The sequence below is a fragment of the Paenibacillus sp. P13VS genome (assembly GCF_015143645.1).
In the GTDB taxonomy this organism is placed as follows: Bacteria; Bacillota; Bacilli; order Paenibacillales; family Paenibacillaceae; genus Paenibacillus; species Paenibacillus xylanilyticus_A.
In genome coordinates this window covers 146,575-165,848 of record NZ_WYEV01000010.1, presented here as the reverse complement: position 1 = coordinate 165,848, position 19,274 = coordinate 146,575, and the positions used below count along the sequence as shown (strand labels likewise).

The window sequence follows — 19,274 nt, the reverse complement described above, 5'->3', positions numbered from 1 at the left end:
ATTTCCCAGTATGTAAGACCCCTTGAAGACGACGAGGTAGATAGGCTGGGGGTGGAAGTGCAGTAATGCATGGAGCTGACCAGTACTAATCGGTCGAGGGCTTATCCAAATTGCAGGTTCTAGTCGCAAGTTTTCGTTTCGGATCTAGTTTTCAGGGAGCAATCCTTGTTATATTGTTTGATTGACTGTTTGGAGAGATACCCAAGTGGCTATAAGGGGACCCTCTGCTAAGGGGTTAGACTGCGTAAGCGGTGCGAGGGTTCGAATCCCTCTCTCTCCGCCATCTTTATCCTAAGATGGACAAGCAATCAGTGATTATTAATATGGCGGTGTAGCTCAGCTGGCTAGAGCGTACGGTTCATACCCGTGAGGTCGGGGGTTCGATCCCCTCCGCCGCTACCATATTACCCAGGAGGCTTAGCTCAGCTGGGAGAGCATCTGCCTTACAAGCAGAGGGTCGGGGGTTCGAGCCCCTCAGCCTCCACCATATACGCCGGTGTAGCTCAACTGGTAGAGCAACTGACTTGTAATCAGTAGGTTGGGGGTTCAAGTCCTCTCGCCGGCACCATTAATGCCTGGAACCGTGGTGTAGTTGGCCTAACATGCCTGCCTGTCACGCAGGAGATCGCGGGTTCGAATCCCGTCGGTTCCGCCATTAATCTAAAATTGAATAAGGCTCGGTAGCTCAGTCGGTAGAGCAGAGGACTGAAAATCCTCGTGTCGGCGGTTCGATTCCGTCCCGAGCCACCTTTTAATCCTGGAGGATTAGCGAAGTGGCCAAACGCATCAGACTGTAAATCTGCTCCCGTACGGGTTCGGTGGTTCGAATCCATCATCCTCCACCAGTTTTACGAGTCATTAGCTCAGTTGGTAGAGCACCTGACTTTTAATCAGGGTGTCGAAGGTTCGAGCCCTTCATGACTCATCTTGTTAGAAAGAGCGATTAATCATTAAATTGATTAATCGCTCTTTTTGTATATTTGAAAATTAAACAACTGTTTACAGATCCAAGGCATCGAAGGCGATGTATTGTAAGATATGATAAAATAATAAAAAAAAGCAAAGTGGTGGCGTTCATTATATGAAGCTCATACTTGGTCTTAAACAACAAATTGAATCCATTATCGGCACGAGCTTGGACGAATACGAGATTACCGTAGAAGAATGGAATCAATCTGCAATGCAGTTAGTTGGTTGGGAACAGAAACAAAGCGGTTTGCTTGAGATGGAAAGCCCCGAGGAAGGACAACCTAAACAGGAGTTTGCTTCTGACGCGATAGCGAGTGTAAAGAGTTTAAATACAGAGGAACGTATCTACTTCAAAGTTAAGTCTAATAAAAATGAAAGAACGTTAGTATGTTGGGGTTGTTCTGCTAGCTCCATAACTACGGAAACACGGCGCTTAATTGAATTGCTGATTACTAACAGTTCAGACAGAATAGCTGAGGAGCTGCCAGTAACATATGAGAATAATCGGGAACAGGAACTTGCTGAATTGGGGAAATGGCTTCGACAGAAGATAGAGCACCCGGCGGGGCAGGAATCCATTCCGGAGCACTTTTCATTTCGGGATGAGCTGCACTCTGAAAAGATCCCGTTTCTATTGCAATGTGAGACACCAGACGCCCATCGTATTCGTTCAAAGGAATTGAACAAGTTGCTGGGGAGTTATTTTGGTGAGGACATTATGCTGATTCCTCTGGGAGAGCAGGACTGGCTCTTTTTGAGCGACGAGCAGATTGTAACAGGTGAGGCGGAAGAGGATACTCTCGAAGCAAAAAAGGATTTACTAAATGCTTTTTGTTTGGGGCTATATGAGTTGGTGGCGAGTGAATGGGCCGGTGTGTTTCATTTATCTGCGTCCATGCCGTGTATTCCAGTACAGGAGTTATCGACAATTACAGGTCTGCTTGAAGAGAGTATTCATTTGGGAAGAGCATTTCACGTAGCTCAGCATATTCACTTACCATGGGAACTGCATCTTGAGCGATTGGTGGCGAGTATTCCTGAACAGCAGCGTCTTCGTTTTATCAAGGAGACAGGTAAGGATACGACGATATTTGAGGATAGTGAGACACTTGCAACACTGGAGACCTATTTTAGTCTGGACTGCAATGTCAGCGAGACAGCAAAGCGCCTTTTCATCCACCGCAATACACTCGTATACCGTCTGGACAAGATCAAACAGGAGATTGGTTACGATGTAAGAAGCTTTGAAAGTGCTGTTCTGGTGCGGCTTTTGCTCCTTATGTACAAAGTGACGAAAAAGCTCTGATATTTTTGTGCAGTTTGCGAATAGTCAAACATCACATGGATGGGTTAATATAAAACTACAAAATGTATTCGATTACAAAATGATCTCTGAGGAGGCAACAATCATGGCTGGTGTACGTTTAGAGCATATTTTCAAAAAATACCCGGGTTCTGATAAAGCAACAGTAGTTGATATTAACCTGGACATCAAAGATAAAGAATTCTTGGTACTCGTTGGACCGTCCGGTTGTGGTAAATCAACAACACTGCGTATGATCGCAGGCCTTGAGGAAATTTCTGAAGGTAAACTCTATATCGGTGACCGTGTCGTTAATGATGTTGCTCCTAAAGACCGCGATATCGCGATGGTATTCCAATCCTATGCCTTGTATCCGCATATGAGCGTATATCAAAACATGGCGTTTGGTTTGAAACTGCGTAAAGTGAAAAAAGACGAGATCGACAAACGTGTTCGTGAAGCAGCTAAAATCCTGGATATCGAGCATTTGCTTGAGCGTAAACCTAAGGCATTGTCCGGTGGTCAACGTCAGCGTGTCGCTCTGGGACGTGCGATTGTCCGTGATCCACAAGTCTTCTTGATGGATGAGCCTCTTTCCAACTTGGATGCGAAACTTCGTGGTCAGATGCGTGCGGAAATCACAAAGCTTGCTAAACGTTTGGAAACAACAGTTATCTACGTAACGCATGACCAGATCGAAGCCATGACCATGGGTGATCGGATCGTCGTTATGAAAGATGGTATCATTCAACAAGCAGCTTCTCCTGAAGAGCTGTACAACCACCCAGCTAACTTGTTCGTAGCAGGCTTCATCGGTTCCCCGACAATGAACTTTATCTCGGGTAAACTTGCTGAGCAAGGTGCTAACCTGCACTTCGTAGCTCCAGGCGTGGACGTTGAAATCCCGCAAGGTAAAGCACAAGTGCTGAAATCAAGAGGATACATTGGCAAGGAAGTTATTCTGGGTGTTCGTCCAGAAGACATCCACGAAGAGCCAGTATTCCTGGAAGCATCCCCGAATTCTGTATTCTCTACACACGTAGACGTAACAGAGAACCTGGGTCACGAAATGCTCCTCTACTTGAGCGGTGTGGGTAATGATACGACTATCGCACGTGTAGATGGACGTTCCAATACTCGTGATGGTTCCACAGTTAAAATGGCAATTGACATGAACAAGGTTCATATCTTTGACAAAGAGACTGAAGTGAACGTTCTCCTTCAAGACTAATCATACTGGGATTCCTCGGATCCGATGGAACATCAGTTAACGCAATCATACATTGTATTCAGAGCCCCTTCCGTTGTTGCTGGAAGGGGCTTTTTTGATTAATGGGCGGCTGTGGTCCGCGATTGCATTCAACACTGAATTCATTTAAGATTATTTGAAGGCTGGTTTTGTTTTGTAAAGTCTGTAACCTGAAACAAACAAAATGAATGCGCTAATAATGGAATGGAAAAGACGCAAAAATGCTGATGTACATAGAGAGGCAGCGAATGCTGAAAGGAAGAGACAAATGGCGAAAAAAGTGAAGGTATCTGAATTGGTACAGCAGTTCCAGCTTGAGGTCGTTTCCGGATCTCAAGGTTTGAAGAGAGTAATTACGGTAGATGACTTGAACCGTCCTGGCCTCGAAATGGCCGGTTATTTTGAATACCATCCACAAGAACGGGTACAGCTGCTTGGGAGAACAGAGCTGGCCTTTTTTGCAATGTTACCTGAAGCAGAACGTCGTGACCGGATGCAGCGCTTATGCACAGAGGAAACGCCATGTATCTTGGTGACTCGTGGACTGGAAGTACCACAGGAACTTATCGAGATCAGTGAGGAGCAGAATCTGGCCGTGCTTCGCAGCAACATGGCAACTACGATTCTGTCCAGCCGTATTACCGGATTCCTGGAGCGTAAACTTGCGCCTACGGCAACAATTCATGGCGTACTTTGTGATGTGAACGGAGTTGGTATGCTGATTACTGGCAGCAGTGGTATTGGTAAGAGTGAAACGGCACTTGAATTGGTTAAGCGTGGACACCGCCTGATTGCCGATGATGCCGTTGAAATCCGTCAAACATCAGACTTCCAGCTGCACGGAACTGCACCAGAGCTTATCCGTCACCTGCTGGAGATTCGCGGAGTCGGGATCATCAACGTAATGACACTGTTTGGTGCAGGAGCTGTTCGTAACAATAAACGGATTACCCTGGTAGTGCGCCTTGAGGCTTGGCAGCAGGACAAGCAATATGATCGCCTCGGCTTGGATGAGGAAACAACACGAATCATCGATACGGATGTACCGCTGGTAACCATTCCTGTTCGTCCGGGACGAAACTTGGCTGTCATTATTGAAGTAGCGGCGATGAACTATCGTCTCAAGCAAATGGGACTTAACGCTGCACTGCAATTTACGAACAAGCTGACAGCAACGATTTCGGAAGACATGGAAGACATGGACTAGGATTGAAGAAATATTTTTTAGAAATGTAGGAACATAAGTTAAACGGATTTGAAATAAAGACCAAGACTGGCCTGCTCTACTTCTTACGGAATTTGGAGCAGGTCCCATTTGGTCATGCATACAGATGAGTGAATTTATAGGAGTGTGAATGAATGGATACATTATTACTGTTGAACCCCATTGCGTTCTCTATAGGAGCGTTAAAGGTTCACTGGTATGGGCTTATTCTCGGTACGGCAGCGCTCGTAGGTCTGCTGCTGGTGATCCGGGAGGGCAAGCGGTACAACATACCGCAGGAAGTATTTATGGATATGGTCCTGCTGGGTGTACCTTCTGCCATTATCGGAGCACGTATATACTACGTAGCTTTTCGATGGGATGATTATAAGGATAATTTCTGGGATGTCTTCAAGATATGGAATGGTGGTATCGCCATATATGGTGCGCTGATTGGCGCAATCATTTGTGCTGTCATTTTCTTCCGGCGTAAAGGGTACAATTTTTGGCGTATGGCTGACATTTGCGCACCTGGACTCATTGTTGGTCAAATGATTGGACGCTGGGGGAACTTTGTAAACCAGGAAGCCTACGGCGGACCTGTGGAAGAGTCCTTTTTACGGGACAAGCTGCATTTGCCAGACTTTATCGTCAATCAGATGAATGTGGAAGGTGTATTCCACCACCCTGCATTTTTGTATGAGTCGTTATGGAGCCTTGTTGGCTTGGTGCTGTTGTTAGTTCTTCGCCGGCAGAAGTTTCTGCGTGCTGGTGAGTTGTTCATGTCCTACTTTATCTGGTACTCCATCGGTCGATTCTTCATTGAAGCTCTGCGTACAGACAGTCTGGGCTTCCAGGCGCCACAATGGCTTGCTTCGCTCGTCAACGGTCTATGGTCTCCAATGACTGCACTGGGCTTCGAACAGGGTTATCTGGATCCAGCCTACGGTAACGTAAGAATCTCGCAATTGCTCGCCATCGGCATCATTATTGCAGCTATCATATTTATTGTTGTGCGAAGAGTAACAGGAAAAGCGGATGCACGTTATAGTGATCCAATTGTATCTTACAAGGTTTCATCTGAACCAACGGATGATATGCCGCAAGCAGGTCCGGTTGCCAGCAAAGAGAGTAAAGCAAGCCCAAGTCCCGCTAAAGAGGAGACGAAGCAAGCTGAGGATAAAAAGGAGTAATGCAGCATGATTGAAACGGTACTATTTGATCTCGACGGAACGATTATTGATACAAATGAGCTGATTATCAGCTCATTCCTGCACGTCATGGAAGGATGGGAGCATTCTGCTCCGTGGACGCGTGAACAGATTATCCCGCACATGGGAGGCACACTGGAGCAGCAGATGCGTACCTTCTCCGGACAGGATGAGGTGGCCGAGTATGTCAAAGGGTACCGCGCATATAACGATATCCATCATGAAGCGATGGTAAAACCTTTTCCGCATGTGAATGAGGTTGTTGAGGCTCTGCATCAAGCGGGCATTGTGATGGGAGTAGTGACGACCAAGATTCGCCCATCTACGCTTAAAGTGCTGGAACGTTTTGACCTGATGAAATATATGAAATCCATTGTAACGGTGACCGATGTAACCCATCCGAAACCTCATGCTGAACCTGTACTTAAAGCAATAGAGGAGTTAGGTGCAGATCCGGCTACAACGCTGATGGTTGGGGATAGCCCGGTCGATATCCAATCCGCCCAAAATGCGGGTGCACTTGCAGCAGGTGTTGCCTGGTCTCTCAAGGGAGAGGCAGTACTGAGTGAATATGGCCCGGATTATATACTACATGACATGAAGGACTTGCTTGCGCTGACCCGTATTGAAACGGGACGTTCATGAGGAAAGTCACCCGCTATCCGGTAGAGGGCCACAATGCACTCTGGCATATCTACAAGACGGTAAGTCCGTGGAAGGGTGTTCGCAACTTTATATGGATTCAGTTGTCACGGTATTGTCCTATTCTTCCGGTGAAGAACTGGATCTATCGCCACATGCTCGGTATGAAGGTGGGCAAACATACGGCATTTGGACTGATGGTTATGGTGGATGTGTTCTTTCCCGAGAAGATCACAGTTGGCGAAAACTCAGTTATCGGTTATAACACAACCATTCTCGCGCATGAGTACCTTATTAAAGAGTACAGATTGGGAGAAGTCATTATCGGTGAAAATGTGCTGATCGGTGCCAACACGACAATCCTTCCAGGGGTAACCATCGGGGATGGAGCAGTGGTCGCAGCAGGAGCGGTTGTTCATAAGGATGTAGCCCCAGGAGCTTTTGTCGGTGGGAATCCACTTCGTGAACTATCGCGCAAGGTCGATACCAGTGAATTGGAGCTTCACGTGAAAATGGATGAGCGTGTCCATTAGGGTTGGGTATCAAAAGGTATAGCAGTGGACACCCTGTGGAGTCGCCCTAAATTACATGATATACAGAGGCACACGACAATTGTGCTTGCTTCTGATGAGAAAGAGCTGCTGATGGCAGCTTTTTTCGTATACAGATGTTGCTGAGAGGACTTGTTTGAACAGATATAAATGATAAGGCAGAGCGGGTAAGCTAGAGAACTGCTTTGTTGACGATGAGGAGTCATTCATGTTATCATATCCCATATCCTTTAGTTTGTTAGCACTTTACCATATGAAAGTATTATGGAATAGTAAGAACCTATCATCAATCAAGAACAGATCGAGAATGCATCAAGAAGGCTGCCCGGCAGCATCTGAACAAGGTCCCTTAATAAAGGGTAATAGAAGATGGAATCGGGATTTACGATACATAAATCCTATTTAAGATAAAGCTAAAGCCCATAAACCAAACTACTGACTCGGGGTGAATGATACCAATGTCCAAACCAAAAGGCTTCGAAAAACCGACAGGTTTTCGTGACTATACACCACTTGTGGTAAACAAGCTGAGAACGATTGAACGGAACGTATTGGAATGCATGGAACGCTGGGGTTATCGCCAGATTATAACGCCAACGATTGAATATTACGATACGGTAGGAGTGGCGAGTTCGACTTCGGATCGGAAGTTGTTCAAACTGCTGAATAGCCGGGGAACTACACTTGTACTGAGATCGGATCTGACAGCACCCATTGCACGAGTAGTATCTTCTCTATTAAAAGATGAATCGCTCCCGCTGCGTCTGTCCTATCATGCGAATGTGTTTCGTTCCATTGAAGAAGAAGCCGGACGTGAGGCTGAATTCTTTCAGACAGGTGTAGAGCTGGTTGGGGATGACTCACCAGAGGCAGATGCCGAAGTGGTTGCACTTGCGATTGCCTCGCTGCAGGCAGCGGGTGTGTCTTCTTTTAAAATAGCGATGGGACATATGGGATTTCTAAACGGTTTGCTGGAGGAAGTCATTCCAGGACAGACGGCACAACAGGCCGCACTCAAAGAAGGGTTGCTCGGACGCGACTATGTTGGATATCGTCAGTCGATCGAGGAGCTTAATCTGGAAGCCAAACCGAAAGAACAATTGGAAGCCATTCTGCGATTGCGTGGCGGGAAAGAAGTATGTGCACATGCAGCAGAGCTTAGCTCCAGTGCTGAAGCAGCGCAATCCATTGCTCATTTGTGTGCTGTGTTTGAAGTACTGGAAGCCTACGGTGTCTCAGAGCATGTGCTGATTGACCTGACAATGATCGGAGACTTCTCCTACTATACTGGAATGACCTTCGAAGGGTATGCGGCAGAACTGGGATCACCGGTGTGCAGCGGGGGACGGTATGACAATCTGCTGCAGCAGTTTGGCCGCTCGCTTCCGGCAACGGGATTTGCGCTGAAAACGAACCGGATCATCGATGGTGTGCACGGCATTGCAATGGAAGAGAACAAACCTGTGCTTATCCAGTACGACAAGGCGCGCCGAGCTGAAGCACTGGCGGAAGCGGCCCGTTTACGGAGCAGCGGACAAAACGTGGTGACCAGCCTTTTAACGGATCATGAAGTAACAGAACCAGCAGCAGAAGTGGTGGCATCATCCGGTGGTAGCTCAGTGCGTTCATCAAGGGACGTCTACGATCAGGTTATCACCTATCAAGCTGAACAAGGAGGACGCTGAGATGTCGGATATTTTGAAGGTAGCCATGCCCAAGGGCCGGATCTATAAAAAAGCTTCCAAGCTCTTCCGTGAAGCGGGCCTCGATATTCCTGTTGATGTGGACGATACACGCAAATTGGTCATTGAAGTACCCGAAGCAGGAATGGAGTTCATCATGGCGAAGCCTGTAGATGTGCCAACGTATGTTGAATACGGTGTAGCGGATATCGGAATTGTCGGTAAGGACGTACTGCTGGAGGAAAATCGTGATGTCTACGAGCTGCTCAATCTAGGGATCGCACAGTGCCGGATGTCGGTGATCGGTCTGCCGGATTGGACACCGGGTATCCAGCAGCGTGTGGCAACGAAATATCCGAGAATTGCCTCTCAATATTTCCGCGAACAGGGCCAGCAGGTGGAAGTGATCAAGTTGAACGGCTCCATTGAACTTGCACCTCTGATCGGGCTAGCTGACCGGATTGTGGATCTGGTGGAGACGGGACAGACACTGCGTGAGAATGGATTGGTTGAGATGACAGGCATTCTGGATATCACGAGCCGCCTTATCGCAAACCGGGTGAGTTATCGGATGAAAAATGGACGGATTCAGGCATTGTGCGATGCATTGCAGCAGGTCATTCCAACGCCTAATGAAATTTCGGCAGGAAGCCTTCAGGGATAAATGATCGGCAAGATAGAATAGAGGAATGGATGAACACTTATGGCTGACAGGAAATACAGGGCCAGGGAGGTAGAAGGCATGAAAATTGTACCTGCACGGGAATTCGATCTGAAGCGGGAAGTGGATTACGGTACACCTGAGCAAAATGAAACAGTGCGCCGCATTGTCAGTGATATCCGCCGGGAAGGAGATGCGGCCCTGCTGCGCTATACGGAGGAGCTGGACCGCACAAAGCTGACTGCTGCCGGACTGCGCGTGCCGCAGGAAGAGCTTCAGGCAGCTTACGCTGCTGTAGAACCTTCCTTCGTGACGGCGATTCGGCAAGCCGCCGCCAACATTCGAGCGTTTCACGTGAAACAGAAACGTAATTCGTGGATGGATTGGCAGCCGGACGGCAGTCTGCTGGGCCAGGTCATCCGGCCGCTGAAGCGGGTCGGGGTGTATGTGCCTGGCGGTAAAGCAGCGTATCCTTCGTCGGTGCTGATGAATGTCATTCCGGCACAGGTTGCTGGTGTGCCGGAGATTGTTATGGTGACGCCGCCGGCAACCAACGGCGGCGAGGGCATTGACCCGTACATTCTCGTAGCTGCTGCGGAAGCAGGCGTGAACGAGATGTACCGGGTTGGCGGCGCGCAGGCCATCGCCGCTCTGGCTTACGGCACGGAGAGCATTGCCCCGGTCGATAAGATCTGTGGACCGGGTAATATCTACGTGGCGCTCGCGAAGCGTGAGGTCTACGGCGCGGTCGATATCGACAGCATCGCCGGGCCGAGTGAGATTGTGGTGCTCGCCGATGATACGGCGAATCCGGTGTATGTCGCCGCAGACCTGCTGTCGCAGGCGGAACATGACGAGATGGCATCGGCCATTCTCGTCACGACCTCGGCCGTGCTGGCGGAAGCCGTGCAGGCCGAAGTGCAGCGCCAGCTTGAGGCGCTGCCGCGGAAGGCGATCGCCGCTGCTTCGGTGGAGCAGTATGGCGCGATTATTGTGGTCGATTCCATGGATGAAGGAATCGACGTGGTGAACCGGCTTGCACCAGAGCATCTTGAGATTCTGGTGCAGGAGCCGATGGCTTATGCCGGCCGAACCGAAAATGCCGGCGCGATTTTCCTCGGCCCGTACAGCTCGGAGCCGGTAGGAGATTATTTTGCCGGACCGAATCATATCATTCCGACAAACGGAACTGCACGGTTCAGTTCTCCGGTAGATGTGGATGACTTTATTAAGAAATCAAGTTTGATATACTACAGCAAGGAAGCGCTGCTTCAAAATGGAGCGGCTATCATAGAACTGGCCCGCCATGAAGGGCTTGAGGGGCACGCCCGTGCAATCGCTGTACGGTTAGAACAGGAAGGAAAGGCGGAATCGGACAATGGATAAGCTAAATAACGGAGTAGAGCTTGAAACTACAGGTGCTGTGCGCCAGGCAGAGGTTGACCGCAAGACGAATGAAACCGATATTCAATTGGCATTTGCCGTAGATGGTACAGGGCAATCGACGATTGAGACGGACGTTCCTTTCCTTAACCATATGCTCGATCTGTTCACGAAGCACGGACAATTCGATCTGAATGTACAGGCGCGTGGCGACATTGATATTGATGACCACCACACCGTAGAGGATATCGGAATCTGCCTGGGACAGACCCTTCGCGAGGCGCTCGGAGACAAGCGGGGCATCAAGCGTTATGCGAGTGTATTTGTACCCATGGATGAGGCACTTGCTCAGGTTATCATTGATGTAAGCAACAGACCTCACTTCGAGTATCGTGCGGAGTATCCATCCCAGCAAGTGGGCAGCTTCTCGACAGAACTGGTGCATGAATTTCTGTGGAAACTGGCGCTGGAGGCGCGGATTACGCTGCACGTCATTGTTCACTACGGCCTGAACACACATCACATGATTGAGGCAATATTTAAAGCATTAGGACGCGCACTGGACGAAGCAACGATGATCGATCCACGTGTAACGGGCGTGCCTTCCACGAAGGGAGTGCTGTAGACGATGGCGATTGCAATTGTCGATTACGGTATGGGGAACCTGCACAGCGTCGGCAAAGCGGTCGAACGTCTTGGCTATGAAGCGCTGGTGACAGGTGACAGGGAAACGATTTTACAGGCAGACGGGGTCATCCTTCCTGGCGTTGGTGCATTTGGTGATGCCATGGAGCACCTGCGGGAGAGTGGATTGGACACTGTTGTGAAAGAAGCGGCAGCTGGAACCAAACCGCTGCTTGGGATCTGTCTGGGTATGCAGCTGCTATTCAGTTCCAGTGAGGAGCATGGGGAGCACACCGGATTGGATATCCTGCCAGGGAAAGTGGTGCGTTTTGCAGCAGGAGAGCTGAAGGTACCTCATATGGGCTGGAATCGCCTGGAGTTCCTTCATAAGGAAAATCCCCTCTTTGAAGGGCTTGAAGCCGGACATGTTTATTTTGTTCATTCCTATCATGCACGTACCGAAGTAGAAAGTGATCTGCTGGCAGTAACGGATTACGGACACCCGGTGACAGCCATTGTGGGAAGAGGAAGCAACTTTGGCATGCAGTTTCACCCGGAGAAGAGCGGTGAACTGGGCATGAAGCTGCTCGGAAACTTCCTGGCGTTGACAGGCAAGCCGAATCAGGGGGAAATCTGATTTTCCGGCAGGAGAACTGTTAGGTTGAAGCTATGCAGGATAGGCAGCCCCTATCCTACTTTTAATAAGCAGTCATACTCATATAGATGGATAAACAAATAAAGAACAAATCAGGAGGCCTTGTATGTCATCTTTTATTATATATCCGGCAATTGATATCCGGGACGGCAAATGTGTAAGACTGGTGCAGGGGGATTACAATCAGGAGACGGTATATAATGATGACCCTGTACAGGTTGCCCTCTCCTGGGAGAAGCAAGGTGGTACATACGTTCATCTGGTCGATCTGGATGGTGCAAAAGCGGGTCACCCCGTAAATGACGAACTTATTGGTCGCATTGCATCCGCAGTGAACGTGCCTGTTCAGGTAGGCGGCGGGCTGCGTACCGTAGCTGATGTAGAACGTTTGCTGGGTCTTGGTGTGAGCCGGCTCATTATCGGAACAGCAGCTATTGAAGACCGTGCATTTACCGAAGAAGTGTTAGGACGTTATGGAGATAAAGTGGCGATCGGTATCGATGCCCGAAACGGTTATGTGGCTACTCGCGGCTGGCTGGAGACATCTGAGGTGCAAGCTGAAGTACTGGCGAAGGAACTGGCGGCATTTGGTGCCGAGACGTTTATCTTTACCGACATATCCCGTGATGGAATGATGCAGGGGCCAAATGTGGAAGCCATTGTATCTCTCGCCAAGGCGAGCGGACGTAATGTTATCGCTTCCGGAGGTGTCAGTGTGATGGATGATCTGCTTCGCCTGAGCCGTCATGCGGATGATGGAATCGGAGGAGCAATCGTTGGTAAGGCGCTGTATACCGGCAGTATCGATCTGTCCGAAGCGGTGCGCGCAGTCAACAAGTAAAGGAACTGGATAGAGAGGAAGAGGAGTATGCTGGCAAAAAGAATTATTCCCTGTCTGGACGTTAAGGATGGCCGGGTTGTCAAAGGCGTTAACTTCGTGAATCTCCGCGATGCGGGTGATCCGGTTGAGCTGGCGGCACTGTATGACCGTGAAGGTGCAGACGAACTGGTATTTCTCGATATTTCCGCTTCTGTCGAAGGTCGTGAAACGATGGAAGAAGTGGTACGGCAGACCGCTGGCGAAATCGCCATCCCCTTTACTGTGGGTGGTGGCATCTCCAAAGTTGAAGACATGAAGCGCATTCTGCGTGCGGGTGCAGACAAAATCGCAGTCAACACGGCTGCTGTACTGAATCCCCAGCTGATTGCCGACGGTGCTCGCCGCTTCGGTTCCCAATGTATTGTAGTGGCCGTAGACGCCAAGTACAATGAAGCCTGGGGAGAGTGGGAGGTCTACACTCATGGAGGACGGAAACCTTCAGGAATCAAGGCGCTCGAATGGGTGAAACAGGCTGAGGAACTGGGAGCCGGCGAAATTCTGCTAACCAGCATGGATGCGGATGGAACCAAAGATGGATTCGACCTGAAGCTGACTGCTGCTGTATCCGAATCAGTACGAATTCCTGTCATTGCTTCAGGCGGTGCGGGTAAGGAATCTCATTTCTATGACGTGTTTACTGCTGGCAAAGCAGATGCAGGACTTGCTGCAACGATATTTCATTATAAAGAGATCGCTGTACCGGCGTTAAAACAACATTTGAGAGAACAAGGGGTGGAGATCCGTGAGTAATGTAAGTAACGAGATCAGGGAGCGCTTATCCCTGGAGCAGGTTGTAGAGCATATCCGCTGGAGTGACGGTCTGGTTCCTGCAATCGTGCAGGATGCTGAGACACGCCAAGTGTTAATGATGGCATACATGAACCGGGAATCATTGAAATTGTCACTGGAATCGGGAGAAACCTGGTTCTGGTCCCGTTCACGCCAAGAGCTGTGGCATAAAGGGGCTACGTCCGGGAACGTACAGACGATTACCTCACTGAAGTACGATTGTGATGGGGATACGCTGCTGGTAGAGGTTAAACCAAACGGTCCTGCCTGCCATACCGGTGAGGTGACCTGTTTCCATAATGAAATTGTAGGGCTGCCTCAGAATTCTACAGAACAATCCGGAAATGAAACAAACGCAGACGTCTCGGAATCAAAAGCCGAAGGTCGCTTTGAGGTACTTGCTGAGCTTGAATCCGTCATTGCTCAACGTGAAGTGGAACGTCCGGAAGGTGCATATACCACGTATCTGTTTGATAAGGGCGTTGATAAAATATTGAAAAAAATCGGCGAAGAAGCGTCCGAAACGATCATCGCCGCCAAAAATAAAGATAATGACGAGCTTCGACTTGAGGTCAGTGACCTGATGTATCACCTGCTCGTTCTACTGCAAGAGCGCAAACTGCCGCTGGACGACATTATGGCTGAGCTGAGCCGCCGTCATGAACGGCCACGCCGCGATTAGGGGGTGCTCTAATGCGTATTGACTATCACACTCACCATGAGCGCTGCGGTCATGCTGTCGGCAAGCTTGAGGCATATGTACAGCGAGGCGTGGAGATTGGACTGTCCCAGATTGGACTGTCTGATCACATGCCTTTGCTGCATGTAGATCCAGCGAATTATTATCCCGAAATGGCCATGCCCATGGAAGAGCTGCCTCGCTATGTGGAAGAATGCTTCTCACTGAAAGAGCGGTACCGCGGACAGATCGAGGTGCGTGTTGGCCTTGAAGGGGATTATATCGAAGGATGGGAGTCCGAAATCCGGTCAATCATTGAACGTTATCCTTGGGATTACATCATCGGTTCGGTTCATTTCCTTGGGGAATGGGATATCACCGACTTCCGCCAGACCCATCACTGGGAAGGCAAAGATATTTTAGAGGTATACCATCAGTATTATGATGCGGTAAGTAAAGCTGCTGCTACAGGCATGTACGATATTATGGGGCACACTGACGTTATTAAACGTTTTGGCTTCAATCCCTCACCGGAGCAGACGGAAGAGCGTATTGCACTGGAGAATGCAGCTCTGCAAGCCATTGCGAAGAGTGGCTGCGCTATGGAGCTTAATGCGTCCGGATTGTCGAAGCCTTGTGCCGAGATGTTCCCTAGTCGCCGGATGTTAACAGAAGCCATTAAGCTGGGTATCCCGCTCACCCTTGGTTCTGATGCCCACGACCCACTTAAACTGGGTGAACATTTGCCAGAAGCCGAGCAGCTTCTGAAGGAGCTGGGTTGTACGGAGGTGGCTGTTTTTGAAGGTCGCCGCCGCTCTTTCGCTCCTTTAAATGTATAAGACAGTGGGGTATAATGAGGTTAGGAAATAACCTTGTTCAATAAGGGATTATATAGGGAATCTAACCCTCGGGAGGGGCATTATGCAACATTCGTTACGTATTTTTTCCGGTTCATCGAACCCCAAGCTGGCAGAACAGGTATGTGACAAGCTGGGTGTACAGTTGGGCAAAATTAAGCTGTCCCGGTTCAAGAGCGGAGAAATATACGTTCATTACGAAGAAACCATCCGTAACTGTGATGTGTTTCTGGTCCAGTCACTGTCTCATCCGATTAACGAGCTGTTTGTCGAACTGCTCGTGATGATTGATGCGGCCAAACGGGCTTCTGCCCGCACAGTGAACATTATCGTTCCCTATTACGGATATGCCCGTCAGGAGCGCAAGTCTGCACCACGTGAGCCAATCTCGGCTAAGATGGTGGCAGATGTCCTGACGACAGCCGGTGCAAACCGGGTGGTAACGATTGATTTGCATGCAGCAGCGATCCAGGGCTTCTTCAACATACCTGTCGATCATATGACATCGCTTGATCTGATAAGCGAGTACCTGCTTAGCAAAGGCATTGAGAATCCGGTGGTCGTATCCCCGGATGCAGGACGGGCATCCATGGCGGAGAAGCTGGCCAATCGGTTGGATTCACCTTTTGCCATTATGATCAAAAAGCGGCCGAGCCACAATGAATCCATCATTACACATGTGATTGGAGATGTAGAAGGACGCACGCCAATTATCATTGAGGATCTCATTGATACAGGGACGACCATTTTAAATGTGGTGGAAGGGTTGAAGGAACGCGGGGCCAAAAATGTGTATGTGTGTGCGACACACGGTCTATTCTCGGGTAATGCGCTAACCAAGCTTAATCATCCATCCATAGCCGAAGTGGTTGTCACCGATTCCATTGCGCTGCCTGATGACCATCCGGAGTGCTTCAAAGTCCTGCCTGTTGCGCCAATGCTGGCAAGAGCCGTTCGCATTATTGTGGATGGAGGCTCCATGGCGACATTGTTTAGAGATTCGGGAATTTAATGTGTTCATGGAGATTTGCTGTTCCGTGTTTGAGTAGCTAGCTGCTCAGCACGGTTTTTTGTTTTTCTAAATTATATCTGAACTGCTTGATGCTATAATTCCCTGCTTGGCTGCTCTGAAGCTTGTGCTATAATAACATCAAATTGCATCTATCGGACTTATTTGGAGTTACCCGAAAACGCCACAATCAGAGCAAGAATGAATGAAAATGTGATAAATAGGAGAACCACAGCTGATGTACATTAGCTCAGTGGAGTGAGGAGTGGGGTCTATTGTCCCGTACTTGGTATTATCGGTTACTCTTTTCGTATTTCCCTATTTTTTTTCTTACCGTGACCATACTCATTTTTATTGCTTTTGTGTTCATTAACGATATCTCCCGAGAAGAAACGAGAAAAGCGGACCGTATATCCGCCAGTTATCTGGTAGATAACCTTGATCGTACTATTCGTGATATTGAACTGTCGGTGACGGAGGCCGTACAGAGTGAGCAGGCGTATAAGCTCTACTTCAACAATCCAGGTCAGGCAAGCAAGGAAACCGTCTATACCATCGCGCAGAGTTTGCGTGAACTGACGAATTCCTCCTCTTGGATTCAATCAATTTATTTATATGATAAAAAGAATGATAGCGCTTTAACTTCAAGCGGAGCACGAGAAATAGAAGGTTTTGCAGATCAATACTGGATTGAACAAATCATGTCTGGTTCCCTTGCTCCCGGGTGGCAGCCTGTCCGCGTATATGATGTGGAGTCGGTTCAGCGCACCCCAATCCGGGTGCTCACGGTTAATAAGGACATGCCTTTACCCTTTGGTACCGATGGTGTACTGGTCATTAATATCAAGATGAGTAGTATTGAGCAGAGCATCGACAGCATGGTGAATGGACAGCTTTCCTTCATGACGGTTACGGATCAGAAGGGTCAGGTTGTATATAATGCCCACTCAGACAGTGAAGGCGCTCATGGGGGACAACCATTAAATACACTTCACCTCGAAAGGCTTGGTTGGACGCTCGATAGTGGTATTAAGGCAGGCAATCTCTTTGGCTGGGTATCGGTCATTTCTTATGTATGGGTGTTTATTGCAGCCCTGACTGTTGTCTGTGCCATCATTTATATTGTCTATATCACTCGCCGCAATTATAAGCCTATTCAGATAATCATGAACCGAATTGAGGCCCATCAAATCAGAGCATCGGAGCAATCAGGGTCAAGTGTGGATGAAATGAAGCTGATTGACGGTGTGCTGGAAAATCTGATTAATCACATGATGGATTATGACGAAAAAAGCAGGGAAAATGCGCTGCTGCAGCGGAGCAAGCTATTTAACGATCTATTGCAGGGGGACAATCTGGATCGTGCCACTGAACGATTAAAGGAGCTATCACCGTTAACGGATACGGATCAGTCATCACACTTTACGGTTGTACTGGGAGAAATCAATCGATATGAGCAGGGGTTCCAGGAACGATATACGCGAGGTGAGCAGAACACGCTAAAATTCGCTCTGATGAACGTCTTGCAGGAGCTCACTCGTAACACGGGAATGCAATGCTGGATGGAGTGGGTGAGTGCGGACCGGATTGCGATCCTGTTTCAGTCCCTGGAACCCAGTGAAGATATGACTGACCGAATCTGTGCAGTTGCAGAAGAGTTCAGGTCTTGGGTGGAACAGAATCTCCGTATTTCGCTTAGCTTCGGAATCGGGCCGATTGCCAGAGGGGTAGGAGCAATCCGTGACTCATATACAGCAGCAGAAGCCGTTATGCAGCGCAAGCTCCTGATGAATGGAGATGTGGTTCTGGCCGGGGCTGGTGAAACCTCTCAGCAGTTGCTGGAAACCTACACCTACTTGCAGATGATTGCCGATTTTGTGAAGCGATTCCGAATGTCGAGCGGCCAGTGGCGTGACCTGCTTGAGGAGATTTTTACTGCCTTTGAGCACAACATGCTGCCTGATGACGATATTCTCTCTCTTCTCGAGGCCATGCTGCAGATGCTTCGCCGCGAAGTGGCCATGATGTCAGAGGAGCTTCAGGAGAAATTATCCGAAGAGAACTTGAATCAGTGGTTAAAATCGATGAAGGAAGCGAAGACGCTTGAGGATGTCAAATCCATGCTGTTTGATGATCTGACTGAACTGTTCCGAACCTATGTATCGGTGACCGAAACCAAGAGTTACAGAGCACTGGTCAATGAGATGAAAACATACATCGAAGAACAGTTTGCGAATCCGGATCTTTCGCTGAAGCATCTGAGTGATCGATTCCAGGTTTCGGGCAAGCATGCAAGTTATCTATTCAAAACAGAGTTTAACATGAAGTTTGTGGATTTCCTGACCGAGCTGCGGATGAAGGAAGTTGAACGACTTCTGGTCCACACCGATCTTTCGTTGCAGGACATTGCTCTGAAAGTGGGGTATGCCAACGGAATTACCCTTGGACGTGTGTTCAAACGGGTAACAGGGATTACACCAGGTGATTATCGCCGTTCGAAGCGTGAGCATCCCGCGAACAATTATAAAGAGAAAGAGTCGAGCGGCTGACTACATCAGGACATGTACAGGGCGGAATTCGTGCAGGCGCTCTCCGTCAGGAGAGCATCATGCACGAATTCGCCCTATTGCTGTTGTAGCATAACGATTCCGCTGTTAGAGGGACAGTTCATCGTGTGACAACCTCACACATGATTCCGGTTTATTGTGTTCATGCGAATATAGGCAGTGTATGAAAATGGTTTATCGTGTTTTGAAAGCAGGTCGGGTTGGGCGGAAATAACACTGTGCAGCATGAATGGAATAAATGGGTCAAGGAACCAATGAAAATGGTCAGTGTACGAAAATCGTCGCTGGCATAAACCATTCTCCTTATGTAAGCGTTTACGAAACGGGTTTGTTGCCAATGTCAGGAATGATGTGGAATA

17 protein-coding genes, 8 tRNA genes and 1 rRNA gene are annotated in these 19,274 nt (G+C 48.7%); all 26 read left to right on the top strand.

Translation table 11 applies throughout. From position 1 onward, the window contains the following. Nucleotides 1-109 (top strand): 23S ribosomal RNA (locus tag GUA98_RS23020); the annotation flags it as partial. A gap of 82 nt (nucleotides 110-191) precedes the next feature. Continuing rightward, nucleotides 192-283 (top strand) — tRNA-Ser (locus tag GUA98_RS23015). A 42-nt stretch (nucleotides 284-325) separates the two neighbouring features. After that, nucleotides 326-402 (top strand) — tRNA-Met (locus GUA98_RS23010). 9 nt (nucleotides 403-411) lie between these two features. Next, a tRNA-Val gene (locus GUA98_RS23005) sits at nucleotides 412-487 on the top strand. A 5-nt stretch (nucleotides 488-492) separates the two neighbouring features. Continuing rightward, nucleotides 493-568, top strand: a tRNA-Thr gene (locus tag GUA98_RS23000). Nucleotides 569-577: 9 nt separating this feature from the next. After that, a tRNA-Asp gene (locus GUA98_RS22995) sits at nucleotides 578-655 on the top strand. Nucleotides 656-674: 19 nt separating this feature from the next. Continuing rightward, nucleotides 675-747 (top strand) — tRNA-Phe (locus GUA98_RS22990). Nucleotides 748-759: 12 nt separating this feature from the next. Next, nucleotides 760-845: transfer RNA gene (locus tag GUA98_RS22985), tRNA-Tyr, on the top strand. Nucleotides 846-852: 7 nt separating this feature from the next. After that, nucleotides 853-925, top strand: a tRNA-Lys gene (locus GUA98_RS22980). A 156-nt stretch (nucleotides 926-1,081) separates the two neighbouring features. Further along, complete coding sequence (locus GUA98_RS22975) at nucleotides 1,082-2,275, top strand: PucR family transcriptional regulator (RefSeq protein WP_193724500.1); 1,194 nt, start codon at nucleotides 1,082-1,084, stop codon at nucleotides 2,273-2,275. 103 nt (nucleotides 2,276-2,378) lie between these two features. After that, entirely contained in the window at nucleotides 2,379-3,503 is a 1,125-nt protein-coding gene (locus GUA98_RS22970; RefSeq protein ID WP_095292957.1) for an ABC transporter ATP-binding protein, read from the top strand. A 286-nt stretch (nucleotides 3,504-3,789) separates the two neighbouring features. Beyond that, the gene (gene hprK / locus GUA98_RS22965) at nucleotides 3,790-4,728 is read left to right on the top strand and encodes an HPr(Ser) kinase/phosphatase (protein ID WP_095292959.1); all 939 of its coding nucleotides are present in this window, start codon (nucleotides 3,790-3,792) and stop codon (nucleotides 4,726-4,728) included. Between the two features lie 152 nt (nucleotides 4,729-4,880). Next, nucleotides 4,881-5,918 (top strand): prolipoprotein diacylglyceryl transferase, encoded by a 1,038-nt coding sequence (gene lgt / locus GUA98_RS22960; protein WP_153976476.1) that lies wholly within the window; start codon nucleotides 4,881-4,883, stop codon nucleotides 5,916-5,918. A 6-nt stretch (nucleotides 5,919-5,924) separates the two neighbouring features. Beyond that, nucleotides 5,925-6,581, top strand: a complete 657-nt coding sequence (gene ppaX, locus GUA98_RS22955) for a pyrophosphatase PpaX (RefSeq protein ID WP_153976477.1) — start codon at nucleotides 5,925-5,927, stop codon at nucleotides 6,579-6,581. Continuing rightward, the gene (locus GUA98_RS22950) at nucleotides 6,578-7,111 is read left to right on the top strand and encodes an acyltransferase (RefSeq protein WP_153976478.1); all 534 of its coding nucleotides are present in this window, start codon (nucleotides 6,578-6,580) and stop codon (nucleotides 7,109-7,111) included. The genes ppaX and GUA98_RS22950 overlap by 4 nt, the downstream gene beginning before the upstream one ends. 476 nt (nucleotides 7,112-7,587) lie before the next feature. Beyond that, nucleotides 7,588-8,814: an ATP phosphoribosyltransferase regulatory subunit gene (locus GUA98_RS22945; RefSeq protein WP_153976479.1), complete on the top strand. Its 1,227-nt coding sequence runs from the start codon at nucleotides 7,588-7,590 to the stop codon at nucleotides 8,812-8,814. 1 nt (nucleotide 8,815) lies between these two features. After that, nucleotides 8,816-9,475 (top strand): ATP phosphoribosyltransferase, encoded by a 660-nt coding sequence (gene hisG / locus GUA98_RS22940; RefSeq protein ID WP_153976480.1) that lies wholly within the window; start codon nucleotides 8,816-8,818, stop codon nucleotides 9,473-9,475. A gap of 78 nt (nucleotides 9,476-9,553) precedes the next feature. Next, nucleotides 9,554-10,858, top strand: a complete 1,305-nt coding sequence (hisD, locus tag GUA98_RS22935) for a histidinol dehydrogenase (RefSeq protein ID WP_193724499.1) — start codon at nucleotides 9,554-9,556, stop codon at nucleotides 10,856-10,858. Beyond that, on the top strand, nucleotides 10,851-11,480 hold the full coding sequence (gene hisB, locus GUA98_RS22930; RefSeq protein ID WP_227780001.1) for an imidazoleglycerol-phosphate dehydratase HisB: 630 nt from the start codon (nucleotides 10,851-10,853) through the stop codon (nucleotides 11,478-11,480). The genes hisD and hisB overlap by 8 nt, the downstream gene beginning before the upstream one ends. 3 nt (nucleotides 11,481-11,483) lie before the next feature. Further along, nucleotides 11,484-12,116: an imidazole glycerol phosphate synthase subunit HisH gene (gene hisH / locus GUA98_RS22925; RefSeq protein ID WP_193724498.1), complete on the top strand. Its 633-nt coding sequence runs from the start codon at nucleotides 11,484-11,486 to the stop codon at nucleotides 12,114-12,116. A gap of 124 nt (nucleotides 12,117-12,240) precedes the next feature. After that, on the top strand, nucleotides 12,241-12,975 hold the full coding sequence (hisA, locus tag GUA98_RS22920) for a 1-(5-phosphoribosyl)-5-[(5-phosphoribosylamino)methylideneamino]imidazole-4-carboxamide isomerase (protein WP_095292978.1): 735 nt from the start codon (nucleotides 12,241-12,243) through the stop codon (nucleotides 12,973-12,975). 27 nt (nucleotides 12,976-13,002) lie between these two features. Beyond that, on the top strand, nucleotides 13,003-13,764 hold the full coding sequence (gene hisF, locus GUA98_RS22915) for an imidazole glycerol phosphate synthase subunit HisF (RefSeq protein ID WP_095362053.1): 762 nt from the start codon (nucleotides 13,003-13,005) through the stop codon (nucleotides 13,762-13,764). Next, a complete protein-coding gene (gene hisIE / locus GUA98_RS22910; RefSeq protein ID WP_193724497.1) occupies nucleotides 13,757-14,485 on the top strand; it encodes a bifunctional phosphoribosyl-AMP cyclohydrolase/phosphoribosyl-ATP diphosphatase HisIE in 729 nt (242 codons plus the stop codon). Before hisF ends, hisIE begins: the two co-directional genes overlap by 8 nt. Nucleotides 14,486-14,496: 11 nt before the next feature. Beyond that, complete coding sequence (hisJ, locus tag GUA98_RS22905; RefSeq protein WP_193724496.1) at nucleotides 14,497-15,321, top strand: histidinol-phosphatase HisJ; 825 nt, start codon at nucleotides 14,497-14,499, stop codon at nucleotides 15,319-15,321. 82 nt (nucleotides 15,322-15,403) lie between these two features. Then, nucleotides 15,404-16,351, top strand: a complete 948-nt coding sequence (locus tag GUA98_RS22900) for a ribose-phosphate diphosphokinase (RefSeq protein ID WP_153976486.1) — start codon at nucleotides 15,404-15,406, stop codon at nucleotides 16,349-16,351. A 272-nt stretch (nucleotides 16,352-16,623) separates the two neighbouring features. Beyond that, nucleotides 16,624-18,897 carry a helix-turn-helix domain-containing protein gene (locus GUA98_RS22895; RefSeq protein ID WP_193724495.1) on the top strand — a complete coding sequence of 758 codons (2,274 nt, stop codon included), beginning with the start codon at nucleotides 16,624-16,626 and terminating at the stop codon, nucleotides 18,895-18,897. Nucleotides 18,898-19,274: the final 377 nt, after the last annotated feature.